At 62.6% G+C, this 15,142-nt stretch carries 12 protein-coding genes; 3 read left to right on the top strand and 9 right to left on the bottom strand.

What is annotated here, in order from left to right; all coding sequences use genetic code 11:
* The first annotated feature begins 145 nt into the window (after window positions 1-145).
* A complete protein-coding gene (locus HF682_RS17285; protein ID WP_168878590.1) occupies window positions 146-2,680 on the top strand; it encodes an AsmA family protein in 2,535 nt (844 codons plus the stop codon).
* A 66-nt stretch (window positions 2,681-2,746) separates the two neighbouring features.
* On the opposite strand, the gene HF682_RS17280 is transcribed toward HF682_RS17285, so the two are convergent.
* The 9 genes from HF682_RS17280 to hutH all read right to left on the bottom strand — a co-directional run bounded on the left by HF682_RS17280 (window position 2,747) and on the right by hutH (window position 12,677).
* Window positions 2,747-3,895, bottom strand: coding sequence for an ABC transporter substrate-binding protein (locus HF682_RS17280; protein WP_168878589.1), 1,149 nt, complete (start codon window positions 3,893-3,895; stop codon window positions 2,747-2,749).
* A gap of 62 nt (window positions 3,896-3,957) precedes the next feature.
* Window positions 3,958-5,145: an ABC transporter substrate-binding protein gene (locus tag HF682_RS17275; protein ID WP_168878588.1), complete on the bottom strand. Its 1,188-nt coding sequence runs from the start codon at window positions 5,143-5,145 to the stop codon at window positions 3,958-3,960.
* Window positions 5,146-5,353: 208 nt separating this feature from the next.
* Window positions 5,354-5,854 carry a MarR family winged helix-turn-helix transcriptional regulator gene (locus HF682_RS17270; protein WP_168878587.1) on the bottom strand — a complete coding sequence of 167 codons (501 nt, stop codon included), beginning with the start codon at window positions 5,852-5,854 and terminating at the stop codon, window positions 5,354-5,356.
* A gap of 94 nt (window positions 5,855-5,948) precedes the next feature.
* Entirely contained in the window at window positions 5,949-6,893 is a 945-nt protein-coding gene (gene hutG, locus HF682_RS17265) for a formimidoylglutamase (RefSeq protein WP_168878586.1), read from the bottom strand.
* A 12-nt stretch (window positions 6,894-6,905) separates the two neighbouring features.
* Window positions 6,906-8,120 carry an imidazolonepropionase gene (gene hutI, locus HF682_RS17260; RefSeq protein WP_168878585.1) on the bottom strand — a complete coding sequence of 405 codons (1,215 nt, stop codon included), beginning with the start codon at window positions 8,118-8,120 and terminating at the stop codon, window positions 6,906-6,908.
* Complete coding sequence (locus HF682_RS17255; RefSeq protein WP_168878584.1) at window positions 8,110-8,745, bottom strand: HutD/Ves family protein; 636 nt, start codon at window positions 8,743-8,745, stop codon at window positions 8,110-8,112. The genes hutI and HF682_RS17255 overlap by 11 nt, the downstream gene beginning before the upstream one ends.
* Before the next feature lies 1 nt (window position 8,746).
* The gene (gene hutU / locus HF682_RS17250) at window positions 8,747-10,426 is read right to left on the bottom strand and encodes a urocanate hydratase (protein ID WP_168878583.1); all 1,680 of its coding nucleotides are present in this window, start codon (window positions 10,424-10,426) and stop codon (window positions 8,747-8,749) included.
* 23 nt (window positions 10,427-10,449) lie between these two features.
* Entirely contained in the window at window positions 10,450-11,145 is a 696-nt protein-coding gene (hutC, locus tag HF682_RS17245; protein ID WP_168878582.1) for a histidine utilization transcriptional repressor HutC, read from the bottom strand.
* 2 nt (window positions 11,146-11,147) lie between these two features.
* Complete coding sequence (hutH, locus tag HF682_RS17240) at window positions 11,148-12,677, bottom strand: histidine ammonia-lyase (RefSeq protein ID WP_168878581.1); 1,530 nt, start codon at window positions 12,675-12,677, stop codon at window positions 11,148-11,150.
* 114 nt (window positions 12,678-12,791) lie between these two features.
* On the opposite strand from hutH, the gene mutY reads away from it, so the two are divergent.
* Window positions 12,792-13,844 (top strand): A/G-specific adenine glycosylase, encoded by a 1,053-nt coding sequence (mutY, locus tag HF682_RS17235; RefSeq protein ID WP_168878580.1) that lies wholly within the window; start codon window positions 12,792-12,794, stop codon window positions 13,842-13,844.
* Between the two features lie 58 nt (window positions 13,845-13,902).
* Window positions 13,903-15,141 carry a bifunctional glutamate N-acetyltransferase/amino-acid acetyltransferase ArgJ gene (argJ, locus tag HF682_RS17230; protein WP_168878579.1) on the top strand — a complete coding sequence of 413 codons (1,239 nt, stop codon included), beginning with the start codon at window positions 13,903-13,905 and terminating at the stop codon, window positions 15,139-15,141.
* Window position 15,142: the final 1 nt, after the last annotated feature.

Here is a 15,142-nt window from a genome sequence, read left to right as displayed (position 1 = left end):
CCTGGCTGTGGGTTTTTTATTGTCTGCTAGGGAGCAACTGCACTGAGACGTGACGAAGTTTTGCAGTCAGTAGACCCGTCTTCCGTTAGACTGTTGGCATGGGGCAGCACGGGCTGTCGGTATTTGAGTGTGAGGGTAAATGGGCATGCGCTGGGTAAAGCGGATTGCAATCGGGTTCGGGATTTTGCTGGTGCTGCTGGCGGTGGGCATCGGCATCCTGTTTGCTACCTTTGATCCGAATGACTACAAGGATCGTATCGTCACGGCCGTGCGCGACCAGACGCAGCGTGAGCTGAAGATCGGCGGCAAGATCGAGCTGGTGATTTTTCCGAACATTGGCCTCAAGCTGCATGATGTGTCGCTGTCGGAATACCAGAAGCCGGACGAGTTTGCACGGCTCACCGAGTTGCGTGCCGGGGTGCGCCTGATGCCCTTGCTGGATCGGCGGGTGGAGGTGGATGCGGTGACGGTGGATGGCCTGCAGCTGCATCTGCGCCGGGATGAGCAAGGCAAGCTTAACATCGACGACCTGATGCAACCAAAACCCAAGCCCGCCGGGGAAGAGCGCAAGTTCTCGCTGCAAATGGCCAGGCTGACGCTGACCCAGGCGCAGCTGGACTGGCAGGATGCGGTGAGCAAGCAGACGGCTCGTGTGCAGGGCCTGAATCTGGAAGCGACCGATATAGACCCGGAGAAAGGGGCGCAGCTCAAGCTGGACACCCAGCTGAGCGCCGGAACGCTGGAGGCCCCCACCGCGCTGGTGGAGGGTAAGCTGGGCCTGAGTGGGGCGCTCGCCATGCAAGCCTCGACCAAAGCGCTGGATGCAAAAGGCTTGCTGCTGACCTTTAATGGCAGCGCCCAGCAGCAAAAGGGTTTGGCGCTCAAGGTGACGGGAGATGCGCACTATGAGGCGCAACAACTGGCCGCCAATCAGCTGGAGGTGTTGCTGGATCAGTCCGCAGGCGGACTGACGCGCCACGTGGCACTCAAGCTGCCCAAGCTGCAGGCCACCCCGACCGAACTGCTGGTGGACCAGCTGGATGCCGAGCTGAAGCAGCAAGGGCAAGGACAGCAGCTCAGCGCTGCCGTGCGGGCACCCAAACTGCGGGTCACCCCGGCGGAATTGCTGGTGGATAAACTGGACATGCAGTTTGCACAAGAAGGCGCCGGGCGAAAGCTGAGTGCTTCGGTGCAGGCCCCTAGCCTGAAAGCAACCAAAGCGGCAGTCAGCGGGCAGACCATTCAGCTGAAAGCCAACTTTGCCCAAGGCAAGGACAATATGGTGCTCCAAGGCAGCATCTCGGGCCTGTCGGGCAGCCTGCAGCAGATTGAGGCCAAACAGGTGGCGCTGACAACCCATGGCCAAATGGGTGGCAACGGGCTGGAAATGCGGCTGGATGCTGCGCTGCAAGTGATACTGAAGCAAACCCCGAACTTGAAGCCCGAGCTGCTGCGTTTGACAGGCCTGTCCACCCAGGGCAAGGCTGTCTTGCCCGGTGCGCCCGCGCTGAGCTGGAAGCTGGCGGGTCAGTTGCAGACTAATCTGGCGACCCAGCAACTGGATACGCAGCTCAATGGCGTTCTGGATGCGTCGACCTTGAAGCTTGCGGCTTCGCTGCAGGGCTTCAGTGGCATCCCGGCCTTCAAGCTGGACGCTTCGCTGGATGCGCTGGATCTGAACCGCTATCTGCCACCGTCGAAGCCGGGTCCGGCGACGCCCTCGCAAGGTGGTGGCGTGATCCTGCCGGATTCTCCGTTATTCCATAAGTTGAGTGGTGTGGCAGACATTCGCATCGGTCGTTTGAGCAAGGCACCGTGGGTGGTGAATGACCTCAAGCTGCACTTTGACGCCAAACCCGGCAACTGGCGGCTGGACCCGTTCTCGGCCCAGCTGCTGGAAGGCCAGCTGCAAGGTAGTGCATCGGCACGCTTTGGGGCGCAACCTGTGCTGTCGTTGACACATCAGTTCAGCGGGGTGTCCGTCGGCACCCTGATGAAAACCGTCAGTGGCGAGGATAAAGTCACCGGCACCGGCAACCTGTCCGGTACCCTCAGCATGAGTGGTCGCACTGTGCCACAGTGGCTGGCCAGTCTGAATGGCAACAGCAAGGTGCGGGTGCAGAATGGGGCCATCAAGGGTATCAGCATTGTCGATACAGTGCAGAAGGCTCAGTCTTCCATCAACCAGCTGCGGGAAAAGGCCAAGCCGGAAGCCAAGTCCAACGCCAAGACCGAGTTTTCTGATCTGTCCGCCAGTTTCAATATTCACAATGGTGTTGCCCAAAACGACGACCTCAGCATGGTCGGCCCCTTGCTCAAGGGTAGCGGCAAAGGCCACTTCAATCTGCCCGCCCAGACCATAGACTACGGGCTGCTGGCCGGGGTGGAGTACAAAAAGGATGCGGGTGCACTGGGCGGTGTCACCGTGCCGGTGAAAATTGGCGGCACCTTTGCTGCGCCCACGTTTACCGTGGATTACGGCGCGCTGGCCAAGCAGTTACTGGAAAACAAGCTGAAGATTGATACCAAGGCGGCGGAAGAGAAAGCCAAAGCGCAATTGCAGGCTGAGCAGGACAAGGTCAAACAGCAGCTGGCAGACGAGAAAGCCAAGCTGAAACAGAAAGAAGATGCCGAGAAGGCTAAGCTGAAAGACAAGCTCAAGGGACTGCTGGGTAAATAAGCGGCACCCTGCCATGCAAAAGGCCCACCGTATGGTGGGCCTTTTGCATGGTGGCCGTTGTACCGTTTAATTCAATACCCTGCCATCCTTGCTGATGACAGCGATGTCTACGGCGCTGGAGCCGCGATGGTCACCCGTGCTGTATTCAATGGTGTAGCCGCCCAGGTCCATGCTACCCATGGACTCGGCAATCTTGCTCAGCTTGTCGGGGCTCCACTGTGCACCGGCTTTCTGCAGGACTTCAATCAGGCTGCGTGCGCCCAGATACCCTTCCAGACCGGCGTAGGTGATTTCCTTGCTGCCATTTCGGGCCACGGCATCACGATAAGCGCGGGCCACCGGTGTGGTGCTGTTGAAGGGCGAGGGCACCACCTGCGAGAGCCCAACGCCTTGCGCGGCTTCCAGGCCAGCATCACGGATCAGCTGCTGCGGGCTGATGAGGGAGAGCCCCAGCAGCTGCAAGCCGGGCATGCGTGCACGCATGGCCTTCACAAAACGCGCAGTATTGGCTTCATCTGCCACCATGATCACGGTTTGCGGTTGTGCCTGGCTGATCTGGTTGACGGCCTCGGTGACCTCATTCTTGTTGGGGTCATAATTACCTTTGGCGGCCAGCGCGAGCTTCTTGCGTCCCACCTCGGCCTCAATCGCCTCCAGACCTCGCGTGCCAAAGCTGTCGTTGGCATAGAACACGGCAATCCGGGTCATGCCCAGATTGATCGCCTGTTTCACCAGCTTGCGGGCTTCCTGGCTATAGCTGGCACGAATGTGAAACATCTCCGGGACATAGACATCGCGGCTGTCTCCGCTGCCATTGGCAATGCCACGGATCATGTCCGAGCCCGACAAGGGCGCAAACAGGGACACGCCATTTTTCTGCAAGACCTTGCGTCGGGCGATCTGCTCAATCTGCGCAGAGCCGGTAAAGCCGAACAAGACCTGCACTTTGTCTTTCTCGATCAGTTGCTCGGTGGCGGTCACGCCTTTGCCAGGTTGACCCTTGGTGTCGATCGTGACCAGGCGGAGCTTGCGGCCGTTGATGCCACCTTGCGCGTTGATCTGGTCAAAGGCGGCTTTGGCGCCATTGGTGAAGTCGGTACTCCAGGCCCCTTCCGGGCCGGTCATGTCGGCCACCTGGCCGATGAGGATGTCGTCCGCCCATACCGGCGAGCACAGGCTGCCGGTCAGGATGGCCAGGGTAATGAGTTTACGCATATGAGTACTCCGCCGCCCGGCTGGGGCGGCTTAAGGGAGGAGAGGGGAATCTGGCCGCGTGATCAGTTCAGTAGCTTGCCATCTTTGTTGACCACTGCCATGTCCACATAGCTGGAACCACGGTGGTCGGTGGGCGAGTAGTTGATCTCGTACCCCCCCAGGCTCACGCTGCCCATGGACTCCAGTGCGCGCTGGATTTTCTCCCGGTTCATTTGAGCCCCGGCCCGGTTGAGGCCTTCCACCAGCAGCTTGGCTGCCAGATAGCCTTCCATGGTGTTGTAGGAGAGTTCGGCCTGGTTCTGATACGGCGTCACCATCTCTTTGTGCTCACGCGCAATGATGGTGACCGGGTTGTAGGGATTGGGTACTACCACAGTAAGACCAATGCCTTGTACGTTCTCGATGCCGGCCTCACGGATCAGCACCTTGGGGTTCACCACCGACAGGCCCATCAATTGGGTACCGGTCATCTTGCCGCGGAACTGTTTGACGAAGTTTGCCGTGGCCAGGGTTTCCGACACCATGATCACCGCCTGCGGCTGCGCCCGGGAGAGCATCAGCACCGGCTCGCTGACATCCAGCTTGCGCGGGTCATAAGCACTCTTGGCAACCAGTGTCATGTTGCGCTTGGCCAGTTCGGCCTCCACCGCCTTCAGCCCGCCCTTACCGAAGGCATCGTCGGCATAGAATACTGCGATTTTCTTCATACCCAGGTTGATGGCCTGCTTCACCAGTTTGCGGGCTTCCTGGCTGTAACTGGCACGCAGGTGAAACAGCTGGGGCACAAAGCCTTCCGAGTCCGGCATGGCCACATCGCTTGTTGTGGCGCGCAGTGCATCGGCACCGGTCAGCGGGGCAACCAGGGCGATATTGTTTTTCTGCAGCAGCTTGCTGCGCACCACCAGCGACACGGCAGCGGTCCCGGTATAACCAAACAGGACATCGGCCTTGTCGGTGTCGATCAGTTGCTGGGTAGCCTGGAAAGCCTTGGGTGCGCTGCCTTTGCTGTCGATCACCACTTGCTTGATCTGACGACCAAACACACCGCCATTGGCGTTGACCTCATCGAAGTAGGCTTTGGCACCGATCACATACTCATTGCCACTGTGACCGTCCGAGCCGGTCAGATCGACGACTTGACCTACAATGATGTCGGGTTTGCCAGCGGGGGCGGCGGCAGGGGCGGCTGAAACGCCGGTGGCAGTCAGGCTGCAGGCAGCCAGCAAGCTGACAAGATGTCGCAAGCGCATCGTGTGTATCCTCACTCTATGTCTTTGTTATGCCTGACGCACACCCGAAGGGTGATCAGTCGGTTGCTTCACCGGTGTTGGTCCCGATGTTGGCTTTCCGGGGCAAGTCTAATGCAATCAAAAAGGCTTGAGAATAGGAACGGGCACATTGAGCGCACGCTTGATCAAACGCGTGCGACATGTCAATCGGGTAGCGCCGCTTGCCGGCTTACTCGGAGTCTGAAACGGGTGGACGCAGCTTGGCCAGCAGCTGGCGCAACTGCATGCGCTCTTCCTCGTTGAGACGGGTGAACAGGCGGGCAATCCGCGCGTAGTGCGGTGGCAGCAGGGTGTCCATCAGGTCACTGCCGGCCTGGGTGAGGCAAACCAGTGCGCTGCGACGATCGACCGGGGTATCCAGCCGGGCCACCAGCCCGTCACGGGCCAGGCGTTCGACGATACCGGTCATGGTCGGCGGCGACACATCCACCCCCTGCGCCAGGCGGGAGGGGGTCAGCCCGTCCGGGTGCCGCTTGAGCAGCAGCAGTACGAAAAACTTGGTGGGCGACACACCATACTGTGACAGAAAGGTCTCAAACGCGTGGACCTCATCGCTGGCGGTACGCAGCAAGGTCAGCCAGCTTTCCAGCGCACTGATGTCCAGGTCCGGATAGCTGCGGGCAAAGCGCAGCATGGTGTCATGGCTGGGGAGTTCTCGCAGGTCAAACATGGTTGCGTACCGCTGAAAGGAAGGGGGGAATGTCGCTTGTTCGCCGCATTCTGTCAATTCCCTTTGGCTACGGAGTACCGACCGCAGATCACCTTCAAACCCCGCGTGCCAGCAGCCAGACCAGACGGGCTGCCACTTTGGCGGTGCGGTGATCCTGATCATGCTGCGGATTGAATTCGGCCAGATCGGCCAGCTTCAGCTTGCCGCTGCGCAGGATGTCATCCAGCAGGGCCTCGATCACCGGTAGCTCCACCCCGTGCGCAGCGGGTGCCGAAACGCCGGGCGCCACCGCTGCGGGCAGCACGTCCAGATCAATGCTCAGGTATAACCAGTCGACCTCGGTCAGAAATGCTTCCAGCTGTGCACGAATGGCGGGCAGCTGGCTGGCCAGCATCTGCTGGTCGGTCCGCCACCAGACACCCAATGATTCAGCGCGGGCAAACAGCGCCTGGGTGTTGGCGGTTTCGGCCACCCCCAGGCAGGCGTAATGGAAGGGCCAGCCGCGTGCCTGGCAGTCTTCCGCGATCTGGCGGAACGGGGTGCCGGAGCTGGCGCGCGCCGCTTGCCGCAAGTCAAAATGGGCATCGAAGTTGAGGATGCCAATGCGCGGAGGCTGTGCCAGGCTTGCTGCATGTGCCGCCAGCCCTTGCCAGCTGCCCCAGGCGATCTCATGGCCGCCGCCCAGCACGATAGGGGTGTGCCGGGCCGCCATGGCCGTGGCGACATGCGTGCCCAGCAGTGCTTGCGACGCTTCCAGCGCGTCGCCTTCACATACCACGCTACCGCCATCATAGACCGGCTGCGGGTGGTGCCAGGCCAGATTGGCCAGTGCCTTGCGGATCAGGTCCGGCCCGGCTTTGGCGCCGGTGCGGCCCTGGTTGCGCGCGACGCCGGCATCACAGGCAAAGCCGAGCAGGGCGAAGCCGGGCGCAGCCCCGGCCTGCAGTGCCTGCACTTGCTGGTGCCAGCGTAGTGCGCGCTCCCCTTCTTCGTCATCCACCCGGCCTTGCCATAGTTTGAAATCGGTATGCTGAAACATGAAGATTCCTTTTTAACTGGCCTGTCCGGCCACCCAGCGTTGCAACAGAGGTCTGGCGCCCAAGGTATAGACCAGTTCGCGCGGGTGATGGATGGCCCAGAGTGCCAGGTCTGCCCGCTTGCCCACCTCCAGCGTGCCCCGATCGTGCAGCAGACCGAGTGCACGCGCGGCCTCACGGGTGGCGCCCGCCAGTGCCTCAGCAGGTGTCAGGCGGAACAGGGTGCAGGCCATGTTCAAAGCCAGTAGCAGCGAGGTCATCGGTGAGGTGCCCGGATTGCAATCGGTGGCAACGGCCATCGGCACCCCGGCGGCACGTAGCGCGTCAATCGGGGGCAGCCGCGTCTCGCGCAGGTAATAGAAAGCGCCCGGCAACAGTACGGCGACCGTGCCCTGCTGCGCCATGGCCTCAATGCCGCTGGCACTCAGCCACTCCAGATGATCCGCCGAGAGGCCGTGATAGCGGGCGACCAGCGCCGCGCCACCCTGATTTGACAACTGCTCGGCATGCAGTTTGACCGGCAAACCCAGTTGCTGAGCGCATTGAAACAGGCGCTCGGTCTGTGCCGGACTGAAGCCAATGTTTTCACAAAAGGCGTCCACAGCGTCTACCAGTCCTTCGGCGTGCCACTGCGGAAGCCACTGACAGATGGCGTCGATATAGCCGTCGGCATCCCCCGCAAACTCGGGGGGCAGCGCGTGGGCCGCCAGGCAGGTGCGCTGAACCGATACTGCCCGAGCCTGCGCCAGTTGTCCGGCGACTCGCAGCATGCGCGCCTCGTCATCGCGTGATAATCCGTAGCCCGACTTGATCTCGACGGTGGTGACACCTTCCGCCAGCAGATCATCCAACCGCCGCAATGCGGATTGCAGCAGCGTGGCCTCATCGGCTGCACGGGTGTGCTGCACGGTAGAGCGGATGCCGCCACCGGCGCGTGCAATCTCTTCGTAGCGGGCCCCCTGCAGGCGCAGCTCGAACTCGTGAGCACGATTGCCGCCATACACCAGGTGGGTATGGCAGTCGATCAGGCCCGGCGTCAGCCAGGCACCCTGACCATCCTGTTCCGGGCAATCGGGCAATCCAGCGGGCAGGTCCTGCTCGGCGCCCAGCCAGGCGATGTGGCCATCCTGCACCCACAGGGCGGCATCTGGCAGCAGGCCGTAGTCGGCTAGCTCCGGTACAAAGGTGGCCAGATGGACATGGCGCAGCAGGAAGCTGTCATTCGACATCGTGATCTCCACATCGATGAAGCTGGGCGATGATCAATCGCCCAGCCGGGTGCAGCTGCAGGGTTGGCGTGTCATTGCGGCTCCAGCACAGCAAGCTGTCCCCTGGGTGCAGCAGCACGGTCTGGGTCTGACTGGGTGGCTCGGTTCCCGGCATGGGTTGATGGGTGCGCGGCAGGGTCACAATGCAAGGTGCTTCGGTGGCGTGCAGCAGTACCGTACCCGTGACCACCAGCGCGCCGGTTTGCTGCTCACTGGTGAGGGTGCCGTGCCAGCGTCCACGCCGCAGCATCAGGTTGAAATCGCGCACCGGGCCGCCGGGCAAGGTGGCGGTGATGCTGGCCTCCCCGGCAAAAGCATGGGCAGGATGATCCGGCGACAGCATCAGCACCGTTCCCGCTTCCTCCTGCAGCTGGAGTTGCCCATCCAGCAACAGCAAGTGGCGGTCCACCCCAGGAAAGCGGGAGAACGGCCCGCTGGCCGCAACTTCGGCGCTGCTGATGCGCCACTCGAAGTCGTCCAGACTGCTGTTGGCCGGAAAGCGGGCGATTTCCCGCGTCAGCCCGCCCCCGTTCTTCCACGGGGTGGGCGTGAGGCGGTGGTATGGAATGGTTTGCCAGTACAGCACGTCAGCCCGCGTTGCCCAGCATCGGCAGCTTCAAGCCCGCTTCGCGTGCGGTTTGTTGTGCCAGCGGGTAACCGGCATCGGCATGTCGCATCACGCCAGTGGCCGGATCATTGAACAGCACCCGACCCAGCCGCTCGTGCGCGGCATCGCTGCCATCGCAGACGATCACCACGCCGGAGTGCTGCGAGAAGCCCATGCCGACACCGCCGCCGTGGTGCAGCGACACCCAGGTGGCGCCACCTGCCGTATTCAGCAGGGCGTTCAGCAGCGGCCAGTCAGACACCGCATCCGAGCCATCCATCATGGCCTCGGTTTCCCGGTTGGGGCTGGCCACCGAGCCGGTGTCGAGGTGGTCGCGCCCGATCACGATCGGTGCTTTCAGCTCACCGCTCTTGACCATCTGGTTGAAGGCTTGCCCGAGGCGGTAACGATCCTTGACGCCGACCCAGCAGATACGTGCAGGGAGCCCCTGGAAGGCAATGCGTTCACGGGCCATGTCCAGCCAGTTGTGCAGGTGCGGGTCATCCGGGATCAGTTCCTTGACCTTGGCATCGGTCTTGTAGATGTCTTCCGGATCACCGGACAGCGCCACCCAGCGGAACGGGCCCTTGCCCTCGCAGAACAGTGGGCGGATATAGGCGGGTACAAAGCCAGGGAAGTCGAAGGCGTTGTCCACGCCCATTTCCAGCGCCATCTGGCGGATGTTGTTGCCATAGTCGAGGGTGGCCGCGCCGCGTTCTTGCAAGGTGAGCATGGCGCGGACCTGCACCGCCATCGACTGCTTGGCCGGTTGCACGATGCTTTGCGGATTATCGTTGCGGGCGGCTTTCCACTGCGCCATGGTCCAGCCCTGCGGCAGGTAGCCATTGATCGGGTCATGCGCTGAGGTCTGGTCGGTGACGCAGTCCGGGGTAATGCCGCGCGCCACCAGCTCGGTGAACACGTCGGCGGCGTTGCCCAGCAGGCCAACTGACAGCGCCTGACCGTTGCGGCGGGCTTCGTCGATAATGGCGAGCGCTTCGTCCAGCGTGGTGGCCTTGCGGTCCAGATAGCGGGTCTTAAGGCGGAAGTCGATACGTGATTCGTCGCATTCCACTGCCAGCATGGAGAAACCGGCCATGGTGGCGGCCAGCGGCTGTGCGCCGCCCATGCCGCCCAGGCCGCCGGTCAGAATCCAGCGTCCGCGCGGGTTGCCGTCAAAGTGCTGGTTGGCGACCGAGTAAAAGGTTTCATAGGTGCCTTGCACGATGCCCTGGCTGCCGATGTAGATCCAGCTGCCGGCCGTCATCTGGCCGTACATCATCAGGCCCTTGCGGTCCAGCTCGTGGAAGTGGTCCCAGTTGGCCCAGTGCGGTACCAGATTGGAGTTGGCCAGCAGCACGCGCGGTGCGTCGGCATGGGTGCGGAACACGCCGACCGGTTTGCCGCTCTGGATCAGCAGGGTTTCATTGTCTTCCAGCGTACGCAGCGAGGCCAGAATCTGGTCAAAGCAGGCCCAGTTGCGGGCGGCACGACCAATGCCACCGTACACCACCAGCGATTGCGGATGCTCGGCCACTTCCGGGTCCAGATTATTCTGCAGCATGCGGTAAGCGGCTTCGGTCAGCCAGCTCTTGCAATGCAGGGTGTTGCCGCGTGGGGCCTGGATGATGCGGCTGGGATCATGGCGTGGGTCGGTCATGTCAGGGTCCTTTCGGGTTCGGCTCAGAAGTGTCCGGTAAACTGATAACGGCTGCCGGGGTGCCACAGGTCGGCCAGTGAGGCCACCTGGCCTTGTGAAAAGGTGCGGCGGTGCAGCAGCAGGCAAGGTTCATGGGCGTCCATCTTCAGTGCGCTGCGGCAAGCCGCGTCGGCACTGCGGGCTTCAATGCGGTACTCTACTTTCTGCAGCGGGGCCACCCGCACCAGATACTCATTGGGGGTGATGAGGCTGAAATCCTGGGCCGCGTATTCCGGTGCCAGTGCCGGGTTGACCCAGCGTTCTTCCAGCTGGATCGGCAGCCCATTCTCCAGATGCAGCAGGCGCGAGTGAAACAGCGGTGAGCGTGGCTTGACTTGCAGCTCCAGCGCCAGTGCATCGTCTGCCACCATCGCGTCCAGCTGCAGTACCACGCTTTCATGCCGGTGACCGCGTGCGGTGATTTCTTCCGCGATGCTGCGGATTTCCACCAGCGTGGACTGGTACTTGGGTTGCGCCACGAAGGTGCCTGCGCCTTGCAGGCGGGTGAGCACCTGCTCGGCGGTCAATTCGCGCAGCGCCCGGTTCACCGTCATGCGGGCCACCGCGAACTGGCGGGCCAGCTCGTTCTCGGAGGGCACCAGATCGCCTTCCTTCCACGCGCCGCTATGGATGCGGTCGAGGATGAACTGCTTGATCTGCTGGTAAGCCGGGACGCTCATGGTCAGCCCTGCGAAGCAAAGCGGAACGGGCTGTACGCGGCAAATACGGCCGCGCTGACCTGTTGCTGGGTGACCGCTATGTCCGGCGCAAAGTAGCGGTCGATATCGTAATGCGGTACCTGGCTGCGTACCTGTTGCATCACGACTTGCAGACGCGGGCTGGTGACGTGCGGTGCGTGCATGTCCACTCCTTGTGCCGCCGCCAGCAGTTCAATGGCCAGGATGTTGGCCGTGTTCTCAGCCATGTCCCCCAGCTTGCGGGCGGCAAAAGTCGCCATCGACACATGGTCTTCCTGGTTGGCGGAAGTCGGCAGCGAGTCGACAGAAGCCGGGTGGGCCAGTGTCTTGTTTTCCGAGGCCAGTGCCGCTGCGGTGACGTGTGCAATCATGAAGCCGGAGTTCACGCCGCCATCCTTGACCAGGAAGGGCGGCAGGCCGGACAGGGTGGCGTCGATCAACAGCGCAATCCGGCGCTCGGACAGCGCGCCAATTTCGGCCACGGCCAGCGCCAGATTATCTGCCGCAAACGCCACCGGCTCGGCGTGGAAATTGCCACCAGACAGCACTTCCAGCGTATCCGGGAACACCAGCGGGTTGTCGGACACCGCATTGGCTTCGGTCAGCAGGATGCTGGCGGCGTGGCGAATCTGGTCCAGGCAGGCGCCCATCACTTGTGGCTGGCAGCGCAGGGAGTAGGGGTCTTGCACCTTGCTGCATTCACGGTGCGACAGGTTGATGTCGGAGCCATCCAGCAGCGTGCGGTAGGCTGCCGCAGCGTCGATCTGCCCCTGGTGGCCGCGCAGGGAGTGGATACGATGATCAAACGGCTTGACCGAACCGGCCGCCGCGTCTACCGACAGCGCGCCAGATACCAGCGCGGTCTGGTACAGGTCTTCAATGTCGAACAGATGTTTGACGGCCAGCGCGGTGGAAGCCTGGGTACCGTTGAGCAGGGCCAGCCCTTCCTTGGCGGCCAGGGTCATCGGTTCACAACCGATGTGACGCAGGCCTTCCACCGCGCTGCAGCGGCGGCCTTCAATAAACACCTCACCCACCCCCAGCAAGACCGCAGCCATATGCGCCAGCGGGGCGAGGTCGCCGGACGCACCCACCGAGCCTTTGACCGGGATCAGCGGCAGCACGTCGGCGTTGTACAGGCGGATCAGGGTATCAATCACACACAGGCGCACACCGGAGTGGCCGCGCGCCATCGACGACAGTTTCATCACCATCAGCAGGCGCACCACCGGGGCCGACATCGGCTCACCCACGCCGACGGCGTGCGACAGCACCAGATTCTTCTGCAGCAGTTCCAGCTGGTCGTTCGGAATATGGGTACTGGCCAGGCGACCAAAACCAGTGTTGATGCCGTAAGCGGGCTCGCCTTTGGCGACAATGGCGGCTACCGCCTGCGCACCGGCTTCAATGACCGGAACAGCGTCCGCCGCCAGCTTGAGGGTCGTCCGGCTGCGGGCGACCTGTCGCAGTTGCGCCAGGGTCAGGTGGCCGGGGTGGAGGGTCAGTTCGGTCATGATGGCATCCTGTATAGACAAGTTCGTGCAGTATAGGAGAAAAAAATTGTCTATACAAGTGCTCGCAACAGGGTGTGCTACCATCGCAGCGGTCTGAAATGAGGTGGGTGCAGTATGTCGGCAGTGTTCCAGCAACTGGTAGCGTGGCAACGTCAGCATGGACGGCGCGGCTTGCCGTGGCAGCAGTCGGCAGACCCTTACCGGGTGTGGCTGTCCGAAATCATGCTGCAGCAGACACAGGTGGCAACGGTCATAGGCTATTACGAGCGCTTTCTGGCGGCGTTTCCGGATGTGGAAGCGCTGGCTGTGGCCCCCGTGGATGCCGTACTGGCGTTGTGGAGCGGCTTGGGCTATTACGCTCGTGCTCGCAACCTGCATCGCGCCGCGCAGCAGGTGGTGGCGCTGGGCGGCTTTCCGCGCACGCCGGAAGGCCTGCAGGCCTTGCCCGGCGTTGGTCCCTCGACCGCTCACGCCATTGCGGCTTTCAGCTGGGGCGCGCCGGTGGCCATTCTGGATGGCAACGTCAAACGCTGGCTGGCGCGGTGGCTGGCGCTGGATGCGGACCTGAGCCAGAAACCGGTGCATGAGCAGCTGTGGCAGCAGGCACAGGCCCTGGTGCCTGCAGATGCCAGCCATGCCGAGATGGTGGCCTACACCCAGGCCTGTATGGACCTCGGTAATTTGCGCTGTATCCGCCGCCAGCCGCGTTGTGACGATTGCCCATTGCAGAGCAGCTGTGCCGCGCATGCGCAGGGTCTGCAGCAGCAGTTGCCCCGTCCCAAGGTACGCAAGACCCAGCCAGAGCGTGCAGTGGCGCTATGGGTGTGCCTGTGGCGTGATCAGGTGTGCCTGCAGCAGCGGCCCATGCAGGGGTTGTGGGGCGGGCTGTGGTGTTTGCCGGAGTATGCCGGGGATGGCGAGATTGCGGCGCTGTCCGGCGCGGTGCCGCTACAGCATTTACCTGCCTTTACCCACGTGTTTACCCACTTCCGCTTGCAGATCAGCCCCTGTCTGAGCGCGTGGCCGGAGGCCGCGCCTCCGCCACTTGATGGGCGCTGGTTTGCCCTGCCGGATGCCTTGCAACTGGGCTTGCCGCAGCCGATCCGAAAAATCCTGCAGGCAACGGCCGCGATGCAGCAGGATTTTCGTTTACAATCCGAAGCTTAATCTTGCCATTGCAGGATGCAGTGGTGCTGAACTCAACCCTTTCTGGAGTGCGCTGACCATGCCGGTGAACTTGCCGACCTTGCAACCTGCCGACCTGCTGCCGGTGCCCGGTGTTGAACTGGGCTGGGCGGAAGCCGGGATCAAGAAACCGGGCCGTAAGGATGTCCTGGTCATGCGCCTGGCAGAAGGCACGGCGGTGGCCGGGGTGTTTACCCGTAACCGTTTCTGCGCCGCGCCCGTCACCGTGTGTCAGGACCATCTGGCGCAGCGCCCGGCGCGGGCGCTGGTGGTGAACACCGGCTGCGCCAACGCCGGTACGGGCGAAATGGGCTTGCGGGATGCACTGGCGACCTGCCAGCGCGTCGGCGAGCTGCTGGATGTGCCGGCGCAGGCCGTGCTGCCGTTCTCGACCGGGGTGATTCTGGAGCCTTTGCCGATGGACCGCCTGCTGGCCGGGCTGCCACAGGCTGTGAGCCGCTTGCAGCCGGGCAACTGGTACGAGGCAGCGCACGCCATCATGACCACTGATGTCGCCCCCAAGGCGATGTCGCGCCAGCTGCAGCTGGATGGCAAGACCGTCACCATCACCGGTATCGCCAAGGGGGCGGGCATGATCCACCCCAATATGGCGACCATGCTGGGTTATGTGGCGACCGACGCGGCCGTGGCCCCCGGTTTGCTGCAGGAAATGACGCGCCGACTGGCCGATGAGTCCTTCAACTGCATCACGGTGGATGGTGATACCTCAACCAACGACTCCTTCATCGTGATGGCGACGGGCCAGGCGGGCAATGCCCTGATTGCACAGCCGGGCCTGGCGCTGGAGCAGCTCTACACGGCGCTGCGTGAGGTGGCGCAGTTTCTGGCCAAGGCCATTGTGCGTGATGGCGAAGGCGCGACCAAATTGATGACGGTGGCGGTGGAAGGGGGGCGCTCGCTGGAGGAGTGCAAGGCGGTGGCCTACGCCATCGCCAAGTCACCGCTGGTCAAGACGGCGTTTTTTGCTTCCGACCCCAATCTGGGGCGGATCCTGGCGGCGATTGGCTATGCACCACGCGAATGCGCCAGTCTGGCGGATCTGGATACCAGCGCGCTGCAAGTTTATCTGGGCAAGGTGCTGGTGGCCGAGCACGGTGGCCGCGCCAGCAGCTACCGTGAAGAGGACGGTCAGGCGGTGATGCAGGAGGCCGAAATCCTGATCCGGGTGGTGCTGAATCGGGGTTCGGCACGCAGCACCGTCTGGACCTGCGATTTCTCCTATGACTATGTGAAGATTAACGCGGATTACCGGAGCTGAG

Origin of the sequence: Leeia aquatica (genome assembly GCF_012641365.1) — a bacterium.
In the GTDB taxonomy this organism is placed as follows: domain Bacteria; phylum Pseudomonadota; class Gammaproteobacteria; order Burkholderiales; family Leeiaceae; genus Leeia; species Leeia aquatica.
This window is presented reverse-complemented; position numbering and strand designations above follow the sequence as displayed.

Bases quoted from the DNA above. Each gene is read 5' to 3' on its own strand.
- hutI (WP_168878585.1), bottom strand. From the start codon at position 8,120: ATGTCGAATGACAGCTTCCTGCTGCGCCATGTCCATCTGGCCACCTTT.
- HF682_RS17275 (WP_168878588.1), bottom strand. From the start codon at position 5,145: ATGCGCTTGCGACATCTTGTCAGCTTGCTGGCTGCCTGCAGCCTGACT.
- mutY (WP_168878580.1), top strand. From the start codon at position 12,792: ATGTCGGCAGTGTTCCAGCAACTGGTAGCGTGGCAACGTCAGCATGGA.
- HF682_RS17270 (WP_168878587.1), bottom strand. From the start codon at position 5,854: ATGTTTGACCTGCGAGAACTCCCCAGCCATGACACCATGCTGCGCTTT.
- HF682_RS17285 (WP_168878590.1), top strand. From the start codon at position 146: ATGCGCTGGGTAAAGCGGATTGCAATCGGGTTCGGGATTTTGCTGGTG.
- argJ (WP_168878579.1), top strand. From the start codon at position 13,903: ATGCCGGTGAACTTGCCGACCTTGCAACCTGCCGACCTGCTGCCGGTG.
- hutG (WP_168878586.1), bottom strand. From the start codon at position 6,893: ATGTTTCAGCATACCGATTTCAAACTATGGCAAGGCCGGGTGGATGAC.
- HF682_RS17280 (WP_168878589.1), bottom strand. From the start codon at position 3,895: ATGCGTAAACTCATTACCCTGGCCATCCTGACCGGCAGCCTGTGCTCG.
- hutC (WP_168878582.1), bottom strand. From the start codon at position 11,145: ATGAGCGTCCCGGCTTACCAGCAGATCAAGCAGTTCATCCTCGACCGC.
- hutU (WP_168878583.1), bottom strand. From the start codon at position 10,426: ATGACCGACCCACGCCATGATCCCAGCCGCATCATCCAGGCCCCACGC.
- hutH (WP_168878581.1), bottom strand. From the start codon at position 12,677: ATGACCGAACTGACCCTCCACCCCGGCCACCTGACCCTGGCGCAACTG.